The organism is Nocardioides sp., assembly GCF_025965415.1.
Lineage (GTDB): Bacteria > Actinomycetota > Actinomycetes > Propionibacteriales > Nocardioidaceae > Nocardioides.
In genome coordinates this window covers 1-15,358 of the sequence record NZ_JAOPWY010000182.1, presented here as the reverse complement: position 1 = coordinate 15,358, position 15,358 = coordinate 1, and the positions used below count along the sequence as shown (strand labels likewise).

19 protein-coding genes are annotated in these 15,358 nt (G+C 73.0%); 8 read left to right on the top strand and 11 right to left on the bottom strand.

Annotated elements, in window-relative coordinates:
* Positions 1-197 (top strand): HNH endonuclease signature motif containing protein (locus tag JWN97_RS18770; RefSeq protein ID WP_297626392.1); only part of this gene is annotated, 197 nt, incomplete at its 5' end.
* Between the two features lie 18 nt (positions 198-215).
* Here JWN97_RS18770 and JWN97_RS18765 read toward each other — a convergent pair.
* Positions 216-1,475: a PucR family transcriptional regulator gene (locus tag JWN97_RS18765; RefSeq protein WP_297626389.1), complete on the bottom strand. Its 1,260-nt coding sequence runs from the start codon at positions 1,473-1,475 to the stop codon at positions 216-218.
* 78 nt (positions 1,476-1,553) lie between these two features.
* Here JWN97_RS18765 and JWN97_RS18760 point away from each other — a divergent pair, with 78 nt between their 5' ends.
* The 3 genes from JWN97_RS18760 to JWN97_RS18750 are packed head-to-tail and all read left to right on the top strand — an operon-like array spanning position 1,554 to position 5,196.
* A complete protein-coding gene (locus JWN97_RS18760) occupies positions 1,554-2,297 on the top strand; it encodes a DUF2877 domain-containing protein (RefSeq protein ID WP_297626386.1) in 744 nt (247 codons plus the stop codon).
* Positions 2,294-3,793 (top strand): FdrA family protein, encoded by a 1,500-nt coding sequence (locus JWN97_RS18755; RefSeq protein ID WP_297626383.1) that lies wholly within the window; start codon positions 2,294-2,296, stop codon positions 3,791-3,793. Before JWN97_RS18760 ends, JWN97_RS18755 begins: the two co-directional genes overlap by 4 nt.
* The gene (locus tag JWN97_RS18750) at positions 3,790-5,196 is read left to right on the top strand and encodes a DUF1116 domain-containing protein (protein ID WP_297626380.1); all 1,407 of its coding nucleotides are present in this window, start codon (positions 3,790-3,792) and stop codon (positions 5,194-5,196) included. Before JWN97_RS18755 ends, JWN97_RS18750 begins: the two co-directional genes overlap by 4 nt.
* Here JWN97_RS18750 and JWN97_RS18745 read toward each other — a convergent pair.
* The 9 genes from JWN97_RS18745 to moeZ form a co-directional block, all read right to left on the bottom strand.
* The gene (locus JWN97_RS18745) at positions 5,169-5,837 is read right to left on the bottom strand and encodes a lysophospholipid acyltransferase family protein (protein WP_297626377.1); all 669 of its coding nucleotides are present in this window, start codon (positions 5,835-5,837) and stop codon (positions 5,169-5,171) included. The two genes, JWN97_RS18750 and JWN97_RS18745, sit on opposite strands and share 28 nt — an antisense overlap.
* Positions 5,838-5,842: 5 nt before the next feature.
* Entirely contained in the window at positions 5,843-6,178 is a 336-nt protein-coding gene (locus JWN97_RS18740; RefSeq protein ID WP_297626373.1) for an MGMT family protein, read from the bottom strand.
* Positions 6,175-6,681, bottom strand: coding sequence for a hypothetical protein (locus JWN97_RS18735; RefSeq protein ID WP_297626370.1), 507 nt, complete (start codon positions 6,679-6,681; stop codon positions 6,175-6,177). The genes JWN97_RS18740 and JWN97_RS18735 overlap by 4 nt, the downstream gene beginning before the upstream one ends.
* Positions 6,682-6,683: 2 nt before the next feature.
* Entirely contained in the window at positions 6,684-7,958 is a 1,275-nt protein-coding gene (locus tag JWN97_RS18730) for a DUF58 domain-containing protein (protein WP_297626367.1), read from the bottom strand.
* Positions 7,955-8,923, bottom strand: coding sequence for a MoxR family ATPase (locus tag JWN97_RS18725; protein ID WP_297626365.1), 969 nt, complete (start codon positions 8,921-8,923; stop codon positions 7,955-7,957). The genes JWN97_RS18730 and JWN97_RS18725 overlap by 4 nt, the downstream gene beginning before the upstream one ends.
* Positions 8,910-9,353: a hypothetical protein gene (locus tag JWN97_RS18720; protein WP_297626361.1), complete on the bottom strand. Its 444-nt coding sequence runs from the start codon at positions 9,351-9,353 to the stop codon at positions 8,910-8,912. The genes JWN97_RS18725 and JWN97_RS18720 overlap by 14 nt, the downstream gene beginning before the upstream one ends.
* Positions 9,350-10,144, bottom strand: coding sequence for a DUF4129 domain-containing protein (locus tag JWN97_RS18715; protein WP_297626358.1), 795 nt, complete (start codon positions 10,142-10,144; stop codon positions 9,350-9,352). Before JWN97_RS18715 ends, JWN97_RS18720 begins: the two co-directional genes overlap by 4 nt.
* Positions 10,145-10,217: 73 nt before the next feature.
* Positions 10,218-11,075, bottom strand: a complete 858-nt coding sequence (locus JWN97_RS18710) for a hypothetical protein (protein ID WP_297626356.1) — start codon at positions 11,073-11,075, stop codon at positions 10,218-10,220.
* Positions 11,076-11,128: 53 nt separating this feature from the next.
* Positions 11,129-12,328 carry an adenylyltransferase/sulfurtransferase MoeZ gene (gene moeZ / locus JWN97_RS18705; RefSeq protein WP_297626353.1) on the bottom strand — a complete coding sequence of 400 codons (1,200 nt, stop codon included), beginning with the start codon at positions 12,326-12,328 and terminating at the stop codon, positions 11,129-11,131.
* Positions 12,329-12,542: 214 nt separating this feature from the next.
* Between moeZ and JWN97_RS18700 the strand changes: the two genes are divergently transcribed.
* The 3 genes from JWN97_RS18700 to JWN97_RS18690 all read left to right on the top strand — a co-directional run bounded on the left by JWN97_RS18700 (position 12,543) and on the right by JWN97_RS18690 (position 13,871).
* Entirely contained in the window at positions 12,543-13,130 is a 588-nt protein-coding gene (locus JWN97_RS18700) for a TetR/AcrR family transcriptional regulator (RefSeq protein WP_297626350.1), read from the top strand.
* Positions 13,131-13,242: 112 nt separating this feature from the next.
* Complete coding sequence (locus JWN97_RS18695; RefSeq protein ID WP_297626347.1) at positions 13,243-13,461, top strand: DUF3107 domain-containing protein; 219 nt, start codon at positions 13,243-13,245, stop codon at positions 13,459-13,461.
* A 125-nt stretch (positions 13,462-13,586) separates the two neighbouring features.
* Positions 13,587-13,871 carry a GlsB/YeaQ/YmgE family stress response membrane protein gene (locus JWN97_RS18690; protein WP_297626345.1) on the top strand — a complete coding sequence of 95 codons (285 nt, stop codon included), beginning with the start codon at positions 13,587-13,589 and terminating at the stop codon, positions 13,869-13,871.
* A 66-nt stretch (positions 13,872-13,937) separates the two neighbouring features.
* Here JWN97_RS18690 and JWN97_RS18685 read toward each other — a convergent pair whose 3' ends face one another.
* Complete coding sequence (locus JWN97_RS18685; protein ID WP_297626342.1) at positions 13,938-14,612, bottom strand: ferritin-like fold-containing protein; 675 nt, start codon at positions 14,610-14,612, stop codon at positions 13,938-13,940.
* A 149-nt stretch (positions 14,613-14,761) separates the two neighbouring features.
* Between JWN97_RS18685 and JWN97_RS18680 the strand changes: the two genes are divergently transcribed.
* Positions 14,762-15,358 (top strand): DEAD/DEAH box helicase (locus JWN97_RS18680; RefSeq protein WP_297626339.1); only part of this gene is annotated, 597 nt, incomplete at its 3' end.

Sequence of the window (15,358 nt, the reverse complement as noted above, 5' to 3'; positions counted from 1 at the left end):
CCTGCCGCGCCGAACACTGCGACACCCCCGGCACCTGGTGCGACGCCCACCACCACGACCCCTGGCACCACGGCGGTCGAACCGACCTGACCAACGCGGTCCTGCTCTGCCAGCACCACCACCACCGTGCCCACGACACCGGCCACCGCACCGACCTCCTCCCCAACGGCGACCTCCGCTTCCACCGACGCAGATAGGCCGGCTGCGCCGCCCCCTCAGCCCACGATCTCCAGCGCCCGGAGCGCCACGGCCACGTCGAGCCGCAGGTGCGGGTCGGTCGCGACCGGGCCGAGGATCCGCTGCAGCTTGCCGACGCGGTAGCGCATCGTGTTGTAGTGGAAGAACTGGGCGCGCGCCGCCTCGGCCACGTTGAAGTTGGTGTCGAGCAGCACCTGCAGCGTCTCGCGCAGGTCGGCCGCCTCGGGCGTGCGCTCGGACAGGGGGCCGAGCACGTCGGCCGCGAACGCGGCCAGCTCGGCGCCGTCCGGCACGAGCGCGAGGAGCCGGTGCAGTCCCAGCTGGTCGAAGCGGGTCACCGATCCCGCGCCGTGGACGCGCCGGCCGATCTCGACGGAGCGCTGCGCCTGCCGGAAGGCCTCCGGGAGCTCTCCGAGCCCGTTGGCGACGCGGCTGACGCCGGCCGAGAACGCGATGCGACCGCCGCCGCGGTCGCCTCGCACCCCCTGGATGATCCGGTCGACAGCGAGGTGCGTCTGTGCCCCGTCGCGCCGCACGTCGACCGGGACGAGGGTGACCACCTCGCGGCTGAAGGCGACCGAGGCGATGCTGCCGTCGATCGTCGCGGCGACCTGCCGCCAGGCGTGGGCGAAGCGGTCATGCCAGGCGCGCCGGTCCTCGGGCGCCGGAGCGAGGGCGGCGATGGCGTCGGGTTCGAGCACCGCGACCACCACCATGACCGGCCGGTCGAGGTGCCAGCCGAAGGCCTGCGCGTGCTCGGCGACGTACTCCTTCTCCCCTGCGCGGCCGAGGAACACGTCGCGCAGGAAGTCGCCTTGGTACTTGTTCTCCACGGCCGTGATCGCCTCGACGCGCGTCACCAGGAGTGCGGCCACGATCGCCGCCCGCTCGAGGGCGTGCACGTCGGAGTCGTGGATGGTGCCGTCGGGCTTCAGCGCGACGAGCCGGGCGAGGTCCACGCCGGCGGCGACCACGCGGCGCAGGAGCGCCTCGCCGTTGCCGACGGCCGTCCCGCCCGGGTCGATCCGCTCCACCCGCAGGCGCCCGGTCGGGTCGAGCAGGTCGGCGTCGGCCAGCATCGCGCGCTGCGCCCCGTCGAGGTGGGCCGCCCGCTCGCGGCCGTCGGTGGAGGTGAAGACCACGCCGTAGCCGAGCGCGTCGCCCACGGCCTCGGCGATCCGGGCCAGGTCACCGCCCTCGAGCACGATGTGGGTCAGCGCCGTGTGGAGCGCGTCCGCCCGGCGCAGCGCGGCGATCGCCTCGGGATCACTTATCAACTCTTGGCCCACTTCATGCCTTTCCTTGGACAAGTTCGCACATTCGCGAGTGTGCCACGGGCCGATAGCGTCTGGGTGATGACGACCCGTCCGATCTCGGCAGCGGCACCGATGCGGGTGCGCGAGCGCCTCGCCGCGGCCGAGGACGGTCCGCGACGGGTGCTGCACGCCAGCTCCTCGGCGATCTACGTCGACCTCGACGGCTGGTGCCTCGGACTGGTCTCCGCGAGCGCGACGCGCGTGCCGTGCGCCCTTTGGTCCGCACTCCCCGACCTCTCGCCGATGGGCCACCGGGAGGTCCGCGTCGAGGCCGGCACCCTGCACCTCGGCGACGAGCCGGTCCGCATCACCCGCCTGGTGGACGTCCGCATCCCCACCGTCGGACGGCATGGGAGACGCGGGTTCGAACGCGCCCGATCCACGACGTCCGCCGCCGGCCTGGGCCTGCCGCCCGACGGACGGCTCACCGTCGCCGACCTCGACCGGTTGCTCGGGCGTGGTCCCGGGCTGACGCCGCTCGGTGACGACGTGCTCGCCGGCTGGTGCGCCGCCCGGCACGCCGCCGGCCGTCCCGACCACGCGCTGGCTGCCGCCGTACGCCGCCGGCTGGCCGTCACCACCCTGCTGTCCGCGACCCTGCTCGACTGCGCCCTGCAGGGCGAGGTGCTGCCGCAGCTCGCCGCCTGGCTCGCCGAGCCGGACGACGCCACCACCGAGGCCCTGCTGGCCGTCGGCGCTACCTCGGGAGCGGGACTGCTCACCGGCGCCGGACTGGCCCTGACCTCGATCACCGACCGCGACCACCACGGGAGAGCAGCATGAAGGACCACGTCGAGCTCAGGAGCGGCGCCTACGCCGACTCCGTCACCCTGCTCCAGGTGAGCCGGGCCGTGCAGGCGGCGCCCGGAGTGGTGACCGCGCAGGTGGCGATGGCCACCGGGCTCAACCTCGAGGTGCTCGAGGGCATGGGCTTCGCCGTGCCGGAGTCCTCCCCCAACGACATGGTCGTCGCGCTCCGCCTCGACGACGACGCCGAGGTCGCGGCCGCCCTCGCCGCCGTCGACGCCGCGCTCGTCCCGACCCGCCCGTCCTCGGGCGACACCACGGTGGCCCCGCCGCGCACGACCGGCTCGGCGCTGCGGCGCAGCGGCCCCGGCGCGATCGCGCTGGTCTCGGTGCCCGGCGCCAGTGCCACGGTCGAGGCCATGGACGCGCTCGAGGCCGGCCACGACGTGATGATCTTCAGCGACAACGTGCCCGTGGCCGAGGAGGTCGCGCTCAAGACGTACGCCGCCACCCGCGGCGCCCTCGTCATGGGACCCGACTGCGGCACCGCGGTCATCGACGGCGTGGGGCTGGGCTTCGCCAACGCCGTCCGCCCGGGCCGCATCGGCCTCGTCGCCGCGTCCGGCACCGGCTGCCAGCAGCTGCTCGCCCTCCTGCACCACGCCGGGGAGACGCTGGACGGGGTCGGTGTACGCCACGCGCTCGGCGTGGGCGGCCGCGACCTGTCTGCGGCGGTGGGCGGGCTCGCCACCCGCGAGGCGCTGCGCCGGCTCGACGCCGACCCCGAGGTGGACCTGGTCGTGGTCGTGTCGAAGCCGCCGGCTCCCGAGGTCGCCGAGGCCCTGGGCCGCGAGGCCGAGGCGCTGGCCACCCCGGTCGAGCTCGGCCTGCTGGGCCGCGGACAGCGTGACCTCACCGCGGTCGCCGAGGCGGTGCTCGCCCGGCTCGGCCACGCCGCCCCCGCGTGGCCCGTCCACGGCGCCGACAACAGCGGACCGGCGACCGGGCCGCTGCTGCGCGGCCTCTTCGTCGGCGGCACGCTGTGCGACGAGTCGATGCTGATGGCGACCGAGGCGCTCGGCCCGGTGCGGAGCAACATCCCACTCGCAGGCGGCCTCGCGCTGTCACCGACCGAGCTGCTCGTCGACGACCATGTCTTCGTCGACTTCGGTGATGACGCCCTCACCCAGGGTCGCGCCCACCCGATGATCGACCCGACGCTGCGCAACGAGCAGCTCGCCCGGGCGGCCGCCGACCCGGCGACCGGGGTCATCCTGCTCGACCTGGTCCTCGGCCACGGCGCCGAGCCCGACCCCGCGGCCATGCTGGCGCCCGCCATCGAGGCTGCCCGCGCGGACCGGCCGATCCCGGTGATCGTCAGCCTGGTCGGCACCGACCTCGACCCGCAGGGCCTGGCGGCGCAGCGTGACGCCCTCGTCGCCGCCGGCGCCGAGGTCCACCTCTCCAACGCGGCGGCCACCCGCCGCGCCCTCGACCTGCTGAGCCGATCCACCAAGGGAGCAGCCGCATGAGTGAGCCCACCGTCGTCGCCGTCGGCGCAGGCATGTTCGCCGACGCCGTCGCCGGCCAGGCCGTCGGCGTCGAGCGCGTCGACTGGCGTCCCCCGATGCCGGGCACGCAGGAGCACCTGGCCACGGTCGCCACCGACCCGCGCCGTCCGGAGGCGAACGCGAGGGCGGTCCAGGCGATGCTCGGCGTCACCGCGCACCTCGTCGACGTCGCTCCCGCCTCCGAGGTCCTCGGTCTCGAGCGCGGCCAGTTCCTCCACGCGGGGCCGCCGATCGAGTGGGCCCGCGCGTCGGGCCCGCTGCGCGGCGCGCTCATGGGCGGCGCGGCCCTCGAGGGCCTGGTCGAGGACCCCGAGGACGCGGTCGCACTCTTCGAGTCCGGCAGCAGCGTCAGCCTCGAGCCGTGCCACCACCGCAGCGCCGTCGGGCCGATGGCCGGCGTCGTCACGCCATCCATGTGGATGTGGGTCCTCGAGGACCGCGCGACCGGCAGGCGGACGTACTGCTCCCTCAACGAGGGCCTCGGCAAGGTGCTGCGCTACGGCGCCTACGGCCCCGAGGTGCTCACCCGCCTGCGCTGGATGGGCGACGTGCTCGGCCCGCTGCTGCAGGCCGCGGTGCGCGGCACGGCCGAGGCGACCGACGTGACCGGGATCCTCACCCAGATGCTCCAGATGGGCGACGAGGCCCACAACCGCAACCGCGCCGGCACGCTGATGCTGCTGCGCGACCTCTCCCCCGCGATGGTGCTCTCCCAGGAGACGGGCGGCTTCAGCACGAAGGACGTCGCCGAGACGCTGCGCTTCATCGGTGGCAACGACCACTTCTTCCTCAACCTCGCGATGCCCGCCTGCAAGCTGGCGCTCGACGCCGGGCGCGACATCCCGGGTTCGACGATGGTCGTGGCGATGGCCCGCAACGGCACCGACTTCGGCATCCAGGTCTCCGGCACCGGCGACGAGTGGTTCACCGGTCCGGCGCAGGTGGCCGAGGGGCTCTTCCTCGGCGACTACGGCCCCGACGACGCCAACGCCGACATCGGCGACTCCGCGATCACCGAGACCGCGGGCATCGGCGGCTTCGCGATGGCGACCGCTCCCGCGATCGTCCGCCTCGTCGGCGGCTCGGTCCCCGACGCCCTGGCGACCACCCGCCGGATGCACGAGATCACGCTGGCCGAGAACCCGCGCTGGTCGGTGCCCGTGCTGGAGTTCCAGGGCACGCCGACCGGCATCGACGTGTCGAAGGTCTGCCGCACGGGGATCCTGCCGCAGATCAACACCGGCATGGCCGGTCGCGTCGCGGGTGTGGGCCAGGTCGGCGCCGGGCTGGTCACGCCTCCCGCGGAGATCTTCCCGAAGGCCCTGGCCGCGTTGGCTCAGGCCTCCGTCGGCCGCTCGTTGTAGACCCCGGCCGGCTCCTGGCCGGTCAGCTCGCCGATCGCGGCCATGATCCGGTCGGTGAGCTCGCGGCGGGCCCGACCACTGGGTACGCCGTCGTACTCCCCCGCGACCTGGATCGGCGCCCCGAAGCGCACCGACACCTTCGCCCGGCGCGGCCGGTTGGAGCCGACGGGCTGGATGTCCTCCGTGCCCTGCAGGCCGACGGGCACGACGGGGCAGCCGGCGGTGAGCGCGAGGTGGGCCACGCCGGTGCGCCCGCGGTAGAGCCGGCCGTCGCGCGAGCGGGTGCCCTCGGGGTAGATGCCGAAGGCCTCCCCGTTGCGGAGCACCTCCAGCGCGGTGTCGAGGCTGGCGATCGCCGCCTTGGTGTCGTCGCGGTCGACGGGCAGCATGCCCAGCCCCTCGAACCAGGCGCGGATCAGCGTGCCCTTCACGCCGGTGCCGGTGAAGTAGTCGGACTTGGCGAGGAAGACGACCTTGCGCGGCACCACGACCGGGATGACCACGCTGTCGAAGAACGAGAGGTGGTTGCTGGCCACGATCACCGGCCCGGACGACGGCACGTGGTGCAGTCCCTCGACCGTCGGGCGCCACACGGCACGGGCGAGCGGGGGGATGACTCCGTGCGCGACCGTGTAGAGCATGGGCCTCATTGTGCCCGCAGGGTCGGCGACCAGAAGGCACGTCCCAGATCGACCGCGCCGCTCGGACGCAGGGGCGTGCCCTCCTCGAGGTAGGCCTGGCGTGCCTCGTCGTCGTGCGAGGGCGGCAACGACCCGTCGGCGCGGACCACCCGCCACCACGGGACGGCGCCGCCGTGGCGCGCCATGACGTTGCCGACCAGGCGCGGTCCGCCGCGGGCGAGCCGCTGCCCGACCACGTCGGCGATCGCGCCGTACGTCGTCACCCGCCCGCGGGGCACCGACTCGGCGCACTGCAGGACGAGCTCGGCGTACAGCTCGCGCTCCTCCTCCGACGTGCTCACTGCGGCTCCTGCTGCGTGAGGCGCGAGGTGAGGACCAGCAGCGCGACGACGACCACGCCCGCGGTCATCCAGACCCACGGGGGCGCCAGCCGGGGGTCGAGCCCCTGCACCGCGAGGTAGGTGACAGGCATCGGCACCAGCGCGAGCAGCCCGCGACGCAGCCAGAGGGTCGCGAGGTGCGGGTCCAGTGCCAGCGTCGCGGGACCGTAGGACAGCAGGGTGGCGACCACGTGCGCCGCCAGGAGCAGGAGGCCGACCACCAGGACGTGCCAGTCCACGACGCCGTGCGCCGCCCACCACCCGGCCACCAGCACGAGCGACACCGCGCCCGCGACGTGGTCGGGCGCGCAGGCCCACCACGCCGACAGCCCGACGACGGCGACGACCACGACGACGTGCGGCACCTCCGGCAGCGCCAGGGCCAGCGCGGCGCACGGCAGCACGAACAGGAGCGCGCGCAGCAGCAGTGCGGGTGCGGTCGTGCCGGCCGGGAGGAGACGCATCGTCATCCCCTCCGCACCGTGGGCACGCGGGAGCGCCGGGCGAGCTGCTGGAGGACGGTGTCGAGCGTCCCCGGGCCCCGCCAGGGGACGACCGGGCACCCGAGGTCGGCCAGCCGGTCGAGGCGGTCGTCGCGCTCGATGGTCTGCATCCGGGCGGCGAGGGCCGGCAGCGCCAGCGGGTCGGCGCCGAGGTCGCGCTCGCCGAGGGTGTCGATGACGACGACCGAGGCGCCGCTGCGCTGCAGGCTGGCCGTCGCGGTGACCAGCGGCGTGAAGAGCATCGGCGAGAGGACGTAGACGACGGACCCCGACCCCGCCGCGAGGTCGAGCCGCTCCGGCGGCACAGTCCGCGCCTCGGTGCGGATGCGCGCCAGGGTGCCGAGCAGCTGCTGGAGGTGCCGCTGCCCCGACCCCAGCCGCACCCGTGCTCCGTCGGCTGCCACCACCAGGAGGCCGACCCGGTCACCGGTGCGGACGTGGTGCTCGGCGAGCGCGGCGGCCGCGCGCACCGAGAGGTCGAGGGTGCTGGCCGCGCCGTCGATGCCGCCGGAGACTCCGATGTCGCGCAAACCGTCGACGACCAGCCACACGCCGGCGTCCTGCTCGGCACGCGTGGTGATGACGTGCAGCTCACCCGTGCGCAGCGACACCGGCCAGGTGATCCGCTTGAGCCGGTCGCCGGTCGCGAACTGCCGGATCCCCTCGAACTCCGTGCCGCTGCCGAGCCGCCGCGACCGGTGCCGACCGACCAGGCCGTCGGGCTGCGGCACCTCCGCACGGCTGTCGTACGGCGCCGTCTGCGGCAGCACGCTGAGCCCGTGCTCGGGCATGTCGAGCGGCCCCCAGCGCCAGCCCGCCCAGGCGCTGGTCAGCGCCACCCGCTCGGCACCGATCGCGCGCCGGCCCCAGCGCCGGGGGCTGAAGTCGACCGTGGGCAGCCCGTCGGCCGCCAGCGAGCCGGAGGCGCCGTACGTCGGCTGGGTGGCGACGTGCGTCGCGGGGGCGGCGACCCGGGTGACGTGCTCGACGCCGGCGAGGTCGTCGACGACGAGCCGCGACGTGGTGCCCTGCCCCTCGTGGAGCCGGTGGTGGTCGATGCGGGTGGTGAGGGTCGGCGTCGAGCGCGGCCGACCGGCCAGGCCCATCAGGGCCAGGACGACGAACGGGGCGGCCAGCACCACGAGCGCGTCCAGGCCCAGTACCACCGCACCGGCGAGACCGCCGAGCGCGAGCAGGCAGGCCCGGACGAGCGACGGGGTCGGCCGCCAGGAGGTCACCGGTGCGACTCCAGCGCGCGCGGCGTCGCGACCGAGGCGAGCACGGAGTCGACCACCCGCGAGCCGGACGCCTGGGTCATCCAGAGGTCCGGCTTGACCGTGATGCGGTGCGCCAGCACGGCGCGCGCCACGACCTTGACGTCCTCGGGCACCACGAAGTCACGTCCGCGGATCGCGGCCCACGCGCGGGCGGTGAGCACCAGCCCGACGCTGCCGCGCGGCGAGGCACCGGTCAGCACGTCGGCGTGGGAGCGGGTCGCGCCGACCAGCTCGACGCAGTAGCGGGCCACCGACTCGTCGACCACGACGCGCTCGACGGCGGCCTGCGCAGCGGCCAGGCCGGCCGCGTCGGTGACCTGCTGGATGTCGACCTCCTCGCGCTGGCGGTCCAGGCGGCGGCGCAGCACGTCGTGCTCCTCCGCGGCGGTCGGGTAGCCGAAGGCGACACGGAGCAGGAAGCGGTCGAGCTGGGCCTCCGGGAGCGGGTAGGTGCCCTCGTACTCCACCGGGTTGGCGGTCGCGAGGACGTGGAACGGGCTGGGCAGCCGGTGCGTCTGGCCCTCGACGGTGACCTGGCCCTCCTGCATCGCCTCGAGCAGCGCCGCCTGCGTCTTGGGAGGCGTGCGGTTGATCTCGTCGGCGAGCAGCAGGCCCGTGAAGATCGGGCCGGGCCGGAAGTCGAACTCCGCCCGGCGCTGGTCGTAGACGTAGGACCCGGTCAGGTCGGCGGGCAGCAGGTCCGGGGTGAACTGGGCGCGGGCGAAGTCGAGCCCGAGCGCGCCGGCGAAGGACCGGGCCGCGAGGGTCTTGCCGAGCCCGGGGAAGTCCTCGAGCAGGATGTGACCCTTGGCGAGGATGCCGGCCAGCACGAGCGAGAGCGCGTCGCGCTTACCGACGACGGCGCGTCCCACCTCGTCGAGCACGTTCTCGGCGAACGTGGCGACGGTCGTCTCAACTTCGGTCACGGACTTCCTCTATTCGGGTCAGGACGCGGTCGATGTCGGCCGGCGACAGGCGTCGCGCGGGGTCGATCTCGTGGTGGAGGGTCTCGGCGAGGTCGGGGTCGCGGGCACGCGCGAGCGCGACCAGCCGTTGCTGCAGGGCCCCGGACGGCACGTCCGCCTGCTCGTGGCTGGTCAGGATGCGCAGGTCGGGGGTGGCCTGGTCGACCCGGTCCCCCGTCGGGGGCAGTCCCGACGTCCACTGCGCCGCCGGGACGTCGACGGTGTCGAGCACCAGCCAGGCCAGGGACAGCACGATGACGACCATGACGACGTACGCCGCCGGCTGCGGCTCGAAGTGGAGCAGCACGGCAGCGACGAATCCGATGGCGCCCACCAGGGCGCCCCCGAGCACGCGCGTACGCCAGTGGCGGGCGATCGTCGGACGCCTCACGCGCGCACCCCCAGGCTCCGCCGGACCCCGGCGAGGGCGTCGAGCGCCTCGGCGCGGTGCCCCTCGGTCATCTCGTGCTCGGAGAAGCGGGCCTCCCGGTAGAGGCCGGCGAGCCGGTTCACCGCACCCGAGTCCGCCGACACGAGGTCGAGGATGCGGATGACGTACTCCGAGGAGGTCTCCGAGGCCTTGCGCCCCACGCCCGCGCGCTCGCCCTGGACCTCGAAGCGGCTCCAGGCGGCCACGATGGCGTTGCGCGGCTCCCCGCCGCTCAGCGCGGCGTCCTGCTCCGCGGCGTCGGCCGCCATCTGCTCGGCGATCCGGTGCGGCTCGTCGAGCACCGCGAAGTCGACGGACTCGCGCGTCTCCAGGGCGCCGGCCCGACGTCGTACGGCACGGGCGACCGAGAGGACGACGAAGCCGATCAGCACCATGATCGCGATCAGCAGCAGGAGCTCCAGCGTGCCGACCAGGATCCGGAGCCAGAGCGGCGGGTCGGCCTGGCGCACGAGGTCCTCGGCGTCCTGCCTCGTCGTGTCGGGCGGCTCGCAGAAGGGCAGGTCGTCGGGGTTGTCGGGCGTCACCTCGGTGCCGCCGGGACCGGTCGTGGCGTCGAGCGGGATGCAGGTCTCGGTCGTGGTGGAGAGCGACGCGGGGGTCGGGCCGGGGCCCGTGAAGACCTGGTCGGGTCCGATCAGGGTGGCCCACGCCACGAGCACCATGAACGCGCTCGTCCCGGCCACCGTGACAGCAGCACGCAGTCCCGGTGACCACCCCCCGAACGAACGCATGGCGCGACCCTAGGTGAACGGGTCGCGCCATGCGAGGGGGGCCGCCCGGTGGGGACGGGCGGCGGGAGGGTGGTCAGAGGAGCGGGCTGAAGGGCTCCGTGCCCGGCACCAGGCTCAGGCCGGCGATGCCGCTAGCGGCCTGGGCGTAGGACAGCTCGCGGGAGAGGTCGCCGACCCCGTTCGAGCCCGCCAGCGGCGCGAGGGCCAGGGTGGACAGGGTGCCGAGCGCGTTGCCCTCGGCGTCGAGGAAGGCGCTGCCCGAGTCACCGGGCACGCCGGGCGTGACCGTGTAGACCGGGTGCGTCCAGCCGCTGGGGTCGGTGCCCAGGCTGACCCCCTGCTTGGGCGAGAGCTGCTCGATGCCGGCGCGGAGGCTGGAGTTGCCATAGCTGTGGACCGTGCCGCCGGCCGCGGTGCCGGCGGTGTTGATGCCGACCGGGCCGCCCCAGAAGGGGATCGACGGGTTGACCTTCCCGGTGTCCGCTGCGTCGACCTTCACGAGGGCGAGATCGTTGTAGGCGCACGTGTCGGCGTCGGTCTCGCCGCGCTGCTGCATCGCCAGCCACGACGAGTAGACGAGCGTGCCACCGCCCACCCGGGTGCCCTCGGAGGCCAGCGAGCCGCCCTCCACGAAGTCGACCTCGGTGCCGAGCGGAAGCGAGCCGGAGGTGCAGCCGTCGGTGTCGGTCGCCTCACCGAGCCCGGCGCAGTGCGCCGCATAGCCGACGTACGTCGTGCCGGCGGTGTCGGTGAAGACGAAGTTGGCGGTGCACTGGGCCCCCTCGGTGTACATCTGCACGCCGGGGTGGATCGTGGCGGTGTCCGCCGGCGCCCAGTCCGCACGGGCCTGCGTCGTCGGGGCCGCGGACGCCGGCACGCTGGTGGCGGCAGCGGCCACGAGGCCCGCCGTCGCAGCGATGGTCAGGAGCAACGTAGGAGTACGCATGCCCTTCCCAACGACGCACGTCGGGAAGGGGTTACGGGTCAGTACGTCGGCTGGCTCGGGTCGATCTGGCTGACCCAGGCCACCACGCCGCCGCCGACGTGCACCGCATCGGAGTACCCGGCACCCTTGACGATCGCGAGGGTCTCCGCGGAGCGCACACCCGACTTGCAGTGCATGACGATCTGCTTGTCGCTCGGCAGCTGGGAGAGCGCGTTGCCGTTGAGGAACTCGCCCTTCGGGATCAGCACCGCGCCGGGGATGTGGTTGATCTCGGCCTCGTTGGGCTCGCGTACGTCGACCAGCACGAAGTCGCGCTCACCGTTGTCGCGCTCCTTGAGCATGTGCTCGAGCTGCACGACCGAGATCGTCGAGCCGACCGCCGCCTCGGCGGCCTCGTCGGAGACGGCGCCGCAGAAGGCGTCGTAGTCGATGAGGCCGGTGACGGTGGCGTTCTCGCCGCAGAGCGCGCAATTGGGGTCCTTGCGGACCTTGAGCTTGCGGTACTCCATCTCGAGCGCGTCGTAGATCATCAGCTTGCCCGCGATCGGCTCGCCGATGCCGGTGAGGAGCTTGATGGCCTCGTTGACCTGGATCGAGCCGATGCTCGCGCACAGCACCCCGAGCACGCCGCCCTCAGCGCAGCTGGGGACCATGCCCGGCGGCGGGGGCTCCGGGTAGAGGCAGCGGTAGCAGGGCAGGTCCTCGCCGAGCGAGGGCGCGAAGACGCTCGCCTGGCCGTCGAAGCGGTAGATCGAGCCCCAGACGTAGGGGATCTTCAGGAAGTAGGCCGCGTCGTTGACCATGTAGCGGGTGGCGAAGTTGTCGGTGCCGTCGATGATCAGGTCGTAGCCCTCGAAGACGCTCATCACGTTGTCGTTGTCGAGCCGCTCCTCGTGCAGCACGACCTCGACGTAGGGGTTGATCTCGGCGATCGACTCCTTGGCGGACAGCGCCTTGGACTTGTCGATGTCGCTGACACCGTGGATGACCTGGCGCTGGAGGTTGGACTCGTCGACAGTGTCGAACTCAGCGATCCCGAGGGTGCCGACGCCCGCCGCGGCGAGGTAGAGGAGCGCGGGCGAGCCGAGGCCGCCGGCGCCGATGACGAGGACCTTGGCGTTCTTCAGCCGCTTCTGACCGGTCATGCCCACGTCGGGGATGATCAGGTGGCGGCTGTAGCGGCGCACCTCGTCGATGGTGAGCTCGGCTGCCGGCTCGACAAGAGCGGGGAACGACACAGACTTCTCCTTGGTTCGGGTATGGGTGCAACAGCACCCACCGCGTCCATGTTCCCCGCGCCGCGATGACACACCGCACCATGTCCCGGGATACGGACGGGGGTGCCCGCGTCGTTGCGGATAGGCTCGGACCTCACTACTCAGGAGTACCCAGGAGCACGTTGTGACCGCAGGCCACCCTGACACTGATTCCCCGCGACCTCGCGGCGGTCGGATGCCGCGACGTGAGCGTCGCGTCCAGCTGCTCGAGTCGGCGCTCGAAGTCTTCGTCGCCCAGGGCTACCACGCCGCCGCGATGGACGACATCGCCGAGCGCGCCGGGGTCTCCAAGCCCGTGCTCTACCAGCACTTCCCGGGCAAGCTCGACCTCTACCTCGCGCTGCTCGACGCGTCCTGCGACACGATCATCGACAACTGCCGCGCGGCGCTGGCCTCGACGTCGGCCAACAAGGACCGGGTCGCGGCGACGATGAAGGTCTTCTACAGCTACGTCGCCTCCGAGGAGGGAGCGTTCCGCCTGGTCTTCGAGTCCGACCTGACCAGCGAGCCCGACGTGCGCGAGCGCGTGGACCGGGTGACCGTCGAGTGCGCCTCGATGATCGCCGACGTGATCCGCACCGACACCGGCCTCCCCGACGAGGCCTCCGAGCTGCTGGCGGTGTCGCTGGTGGGAATGGCGCAGGTCTCCGCGCGGTTCTGGCTCGCGGGCGGCGGCTCCATCTCCCAGGACGACGCGGCCGCCCTGATCGCCGGTCTGGCATGGCGCGGCATCCGCGGCTACCCCATGACGGACGACCACTGACCGACGACCACTGACCGACGACCACTGACGGACGTCCACCGACCGACGACCACCGACCCGCCACACTGGGGTCGACGGACACACACCCCCGAAACTCAGCAAGGAGCATCACGTGGAGGTCAAGATCGGCGTGCAGCACGCCCAGCGCGAGCTGGTGCTCGAGAGCGACAGCACGCCCGAGGACATCGAGTCCAAGCTCGGCGAGGCACTGGCCGGCAGCGGGGTGCTGCGGCTGAGCGACGTCAAGGGCCGCACCGTCGTGGTGCCAGCCGACAAGATCGCCTACCTCGAGCTCGGTTCGCCGACCTCGAGCACCGTCGGCTTCCGCTGACGCGTCCCACCCCTGCGGGGGCGCGGTCGTTGCCCCGGGCACGCCCGGCGGACATGATGAACGCGTCGGCACACCCCGCCGGCACCAACCGCCACGAAACGTGGCACTGAAAGGTGGGCTCTCTCATGCTCTGGACCATCATTTTCTACCTCGTGGTCGGCGCCATCGTGGGTCTGCTCGGTAAGTTCGTCGCGCCCGGCGACAAGGACAACATCCCCCTGTGGCTCACGATCCTGTGCGGTATCGGGGGCATGGTTCTCGGCGGCGTGATCTACAGCGCCTTCGGCGGCGACGGGAGCCGCGGACTCGACTGGACCCAGGGCCTGGTCGCCATCATCACCGCGGCCGTGCTCGTCGTGATCGCCTCGACGGTCACCGGCCGCAACAGCGGCAGCCGCACCCGGGTCTGACCAGCAGCACCACCGCACCACGCACGAGGCCCCGCATCCGATCAGGATGCGGGGCCTCGTCGTACGTCAGGAGTCGAGGCCGAGCTCGGCCATCCGCGCGGCGTGGAGCTCGGTGAGGCGGGTGAACATCCGGCCCAGCGCGGCCAGGTCGAGCCCGGGACGGTCCACTCCCCCGGCGAGCAGGGCGGTCAGCGACTCACGGTCACCGGCGACCCGCTGGGCCTGGGTGAGGGCCTCGCCCATCAGCCGCCGACCCCACAGCGCCAGGCGGCCGCCGAGCCGGTGGTCGGCCGCGATCCCGGCCCGGACCCGGTCGACGATGAAGGCGGTCTGGCCGGAGTCCTCCAGCGAGCTGATGATGACCTCGCGCGTCTCCGGGTCGAGGTAGGCCGCGATCTCGCGGTAGAAGTCGGAGGCGAGCCCGTCGCCGACGTAGGCCTTGATGAGGCCCTCGTAGTAGTCCGACGGCGCGGTGTGGGCGTGGAAGCTGTCGAAGCTGGCCCGGAAGGCCTGCATCGCATCGGCCGGGTCGGCCCCCAGCTCCGCGAGCCGGGCGACCAGCTTCTGCAGGTGGCCGAACTCCGCGGTGGCCATCGCGCCGATCGCGATCTTGTCGTCGATCCCGGGCGCCATCTTGGCGTCCTCGACGAGTCGCTCGAAGGCCGAGAGCTCGCCGTAGGCGATCGCACCGAGAAGGTCGACGGCGGCGCGACGGTAGTCCTCGTCGGGCGATTCAGTCATGCTCGCAGCCTACCGATACCATCGAGGTGACCGAGCCGCTGGCGATGTGTCCAGCGGCCGCCTGTATGTGCGCGGTCGGCAAGGCTTTCATGAGTGGCTGACCGCATACGCGTGGGACATCCATCTCTTCTTCGAAAGCGACACCATTCGTGACCACCTTCCGTGAACTGGGCGTGCACGCCCAGATCTGCGACGCGCTCGACCGCGCCGGCATCACCACCCCCTTCGCCATCCAGGAGATGACCCTCTCGGTCGCGCTCCTCGGCACCGACCTCATCGGCCAGGCCCGCACGGGCACCGGCAAGACCCTCGCGTTCGGCATCCCGGTGCTGCAGCGCAGCGTCGCCCCCAGCGACCCGGCGTACGCCGACCTGCCGCAGGGCAAGCCGCAGGCGCTGATCGTCGCCCCGACCCGTGAGCTCGCGCTCCAGGTGTCCAGCGACCTCGCGCTCGCCAGCAAGGACCTGGGCCTGCGCGTGCTGACCGTCTACGGCGGTGTCGGCTACGACACCCAGCTCGAGGCCCTCGAGTCGGGCGTCGACATCGTCGTCGGCACCCCCGGTCGCCTCATCGACCTCGCCAACCGCCGCGCGCTCGACCTGTCGCACGTGCACGCGCTCGTGCTCGACGAGGCCGACGAGATGCTCGACCTCGGCTTCCTGCCCGACGTCATCACGCTGCTCTCCAAGACCCCCGAGACCCGCCAGACGATGCTGTTCTCGGCCACCATGCCGGCCGCGATCGTC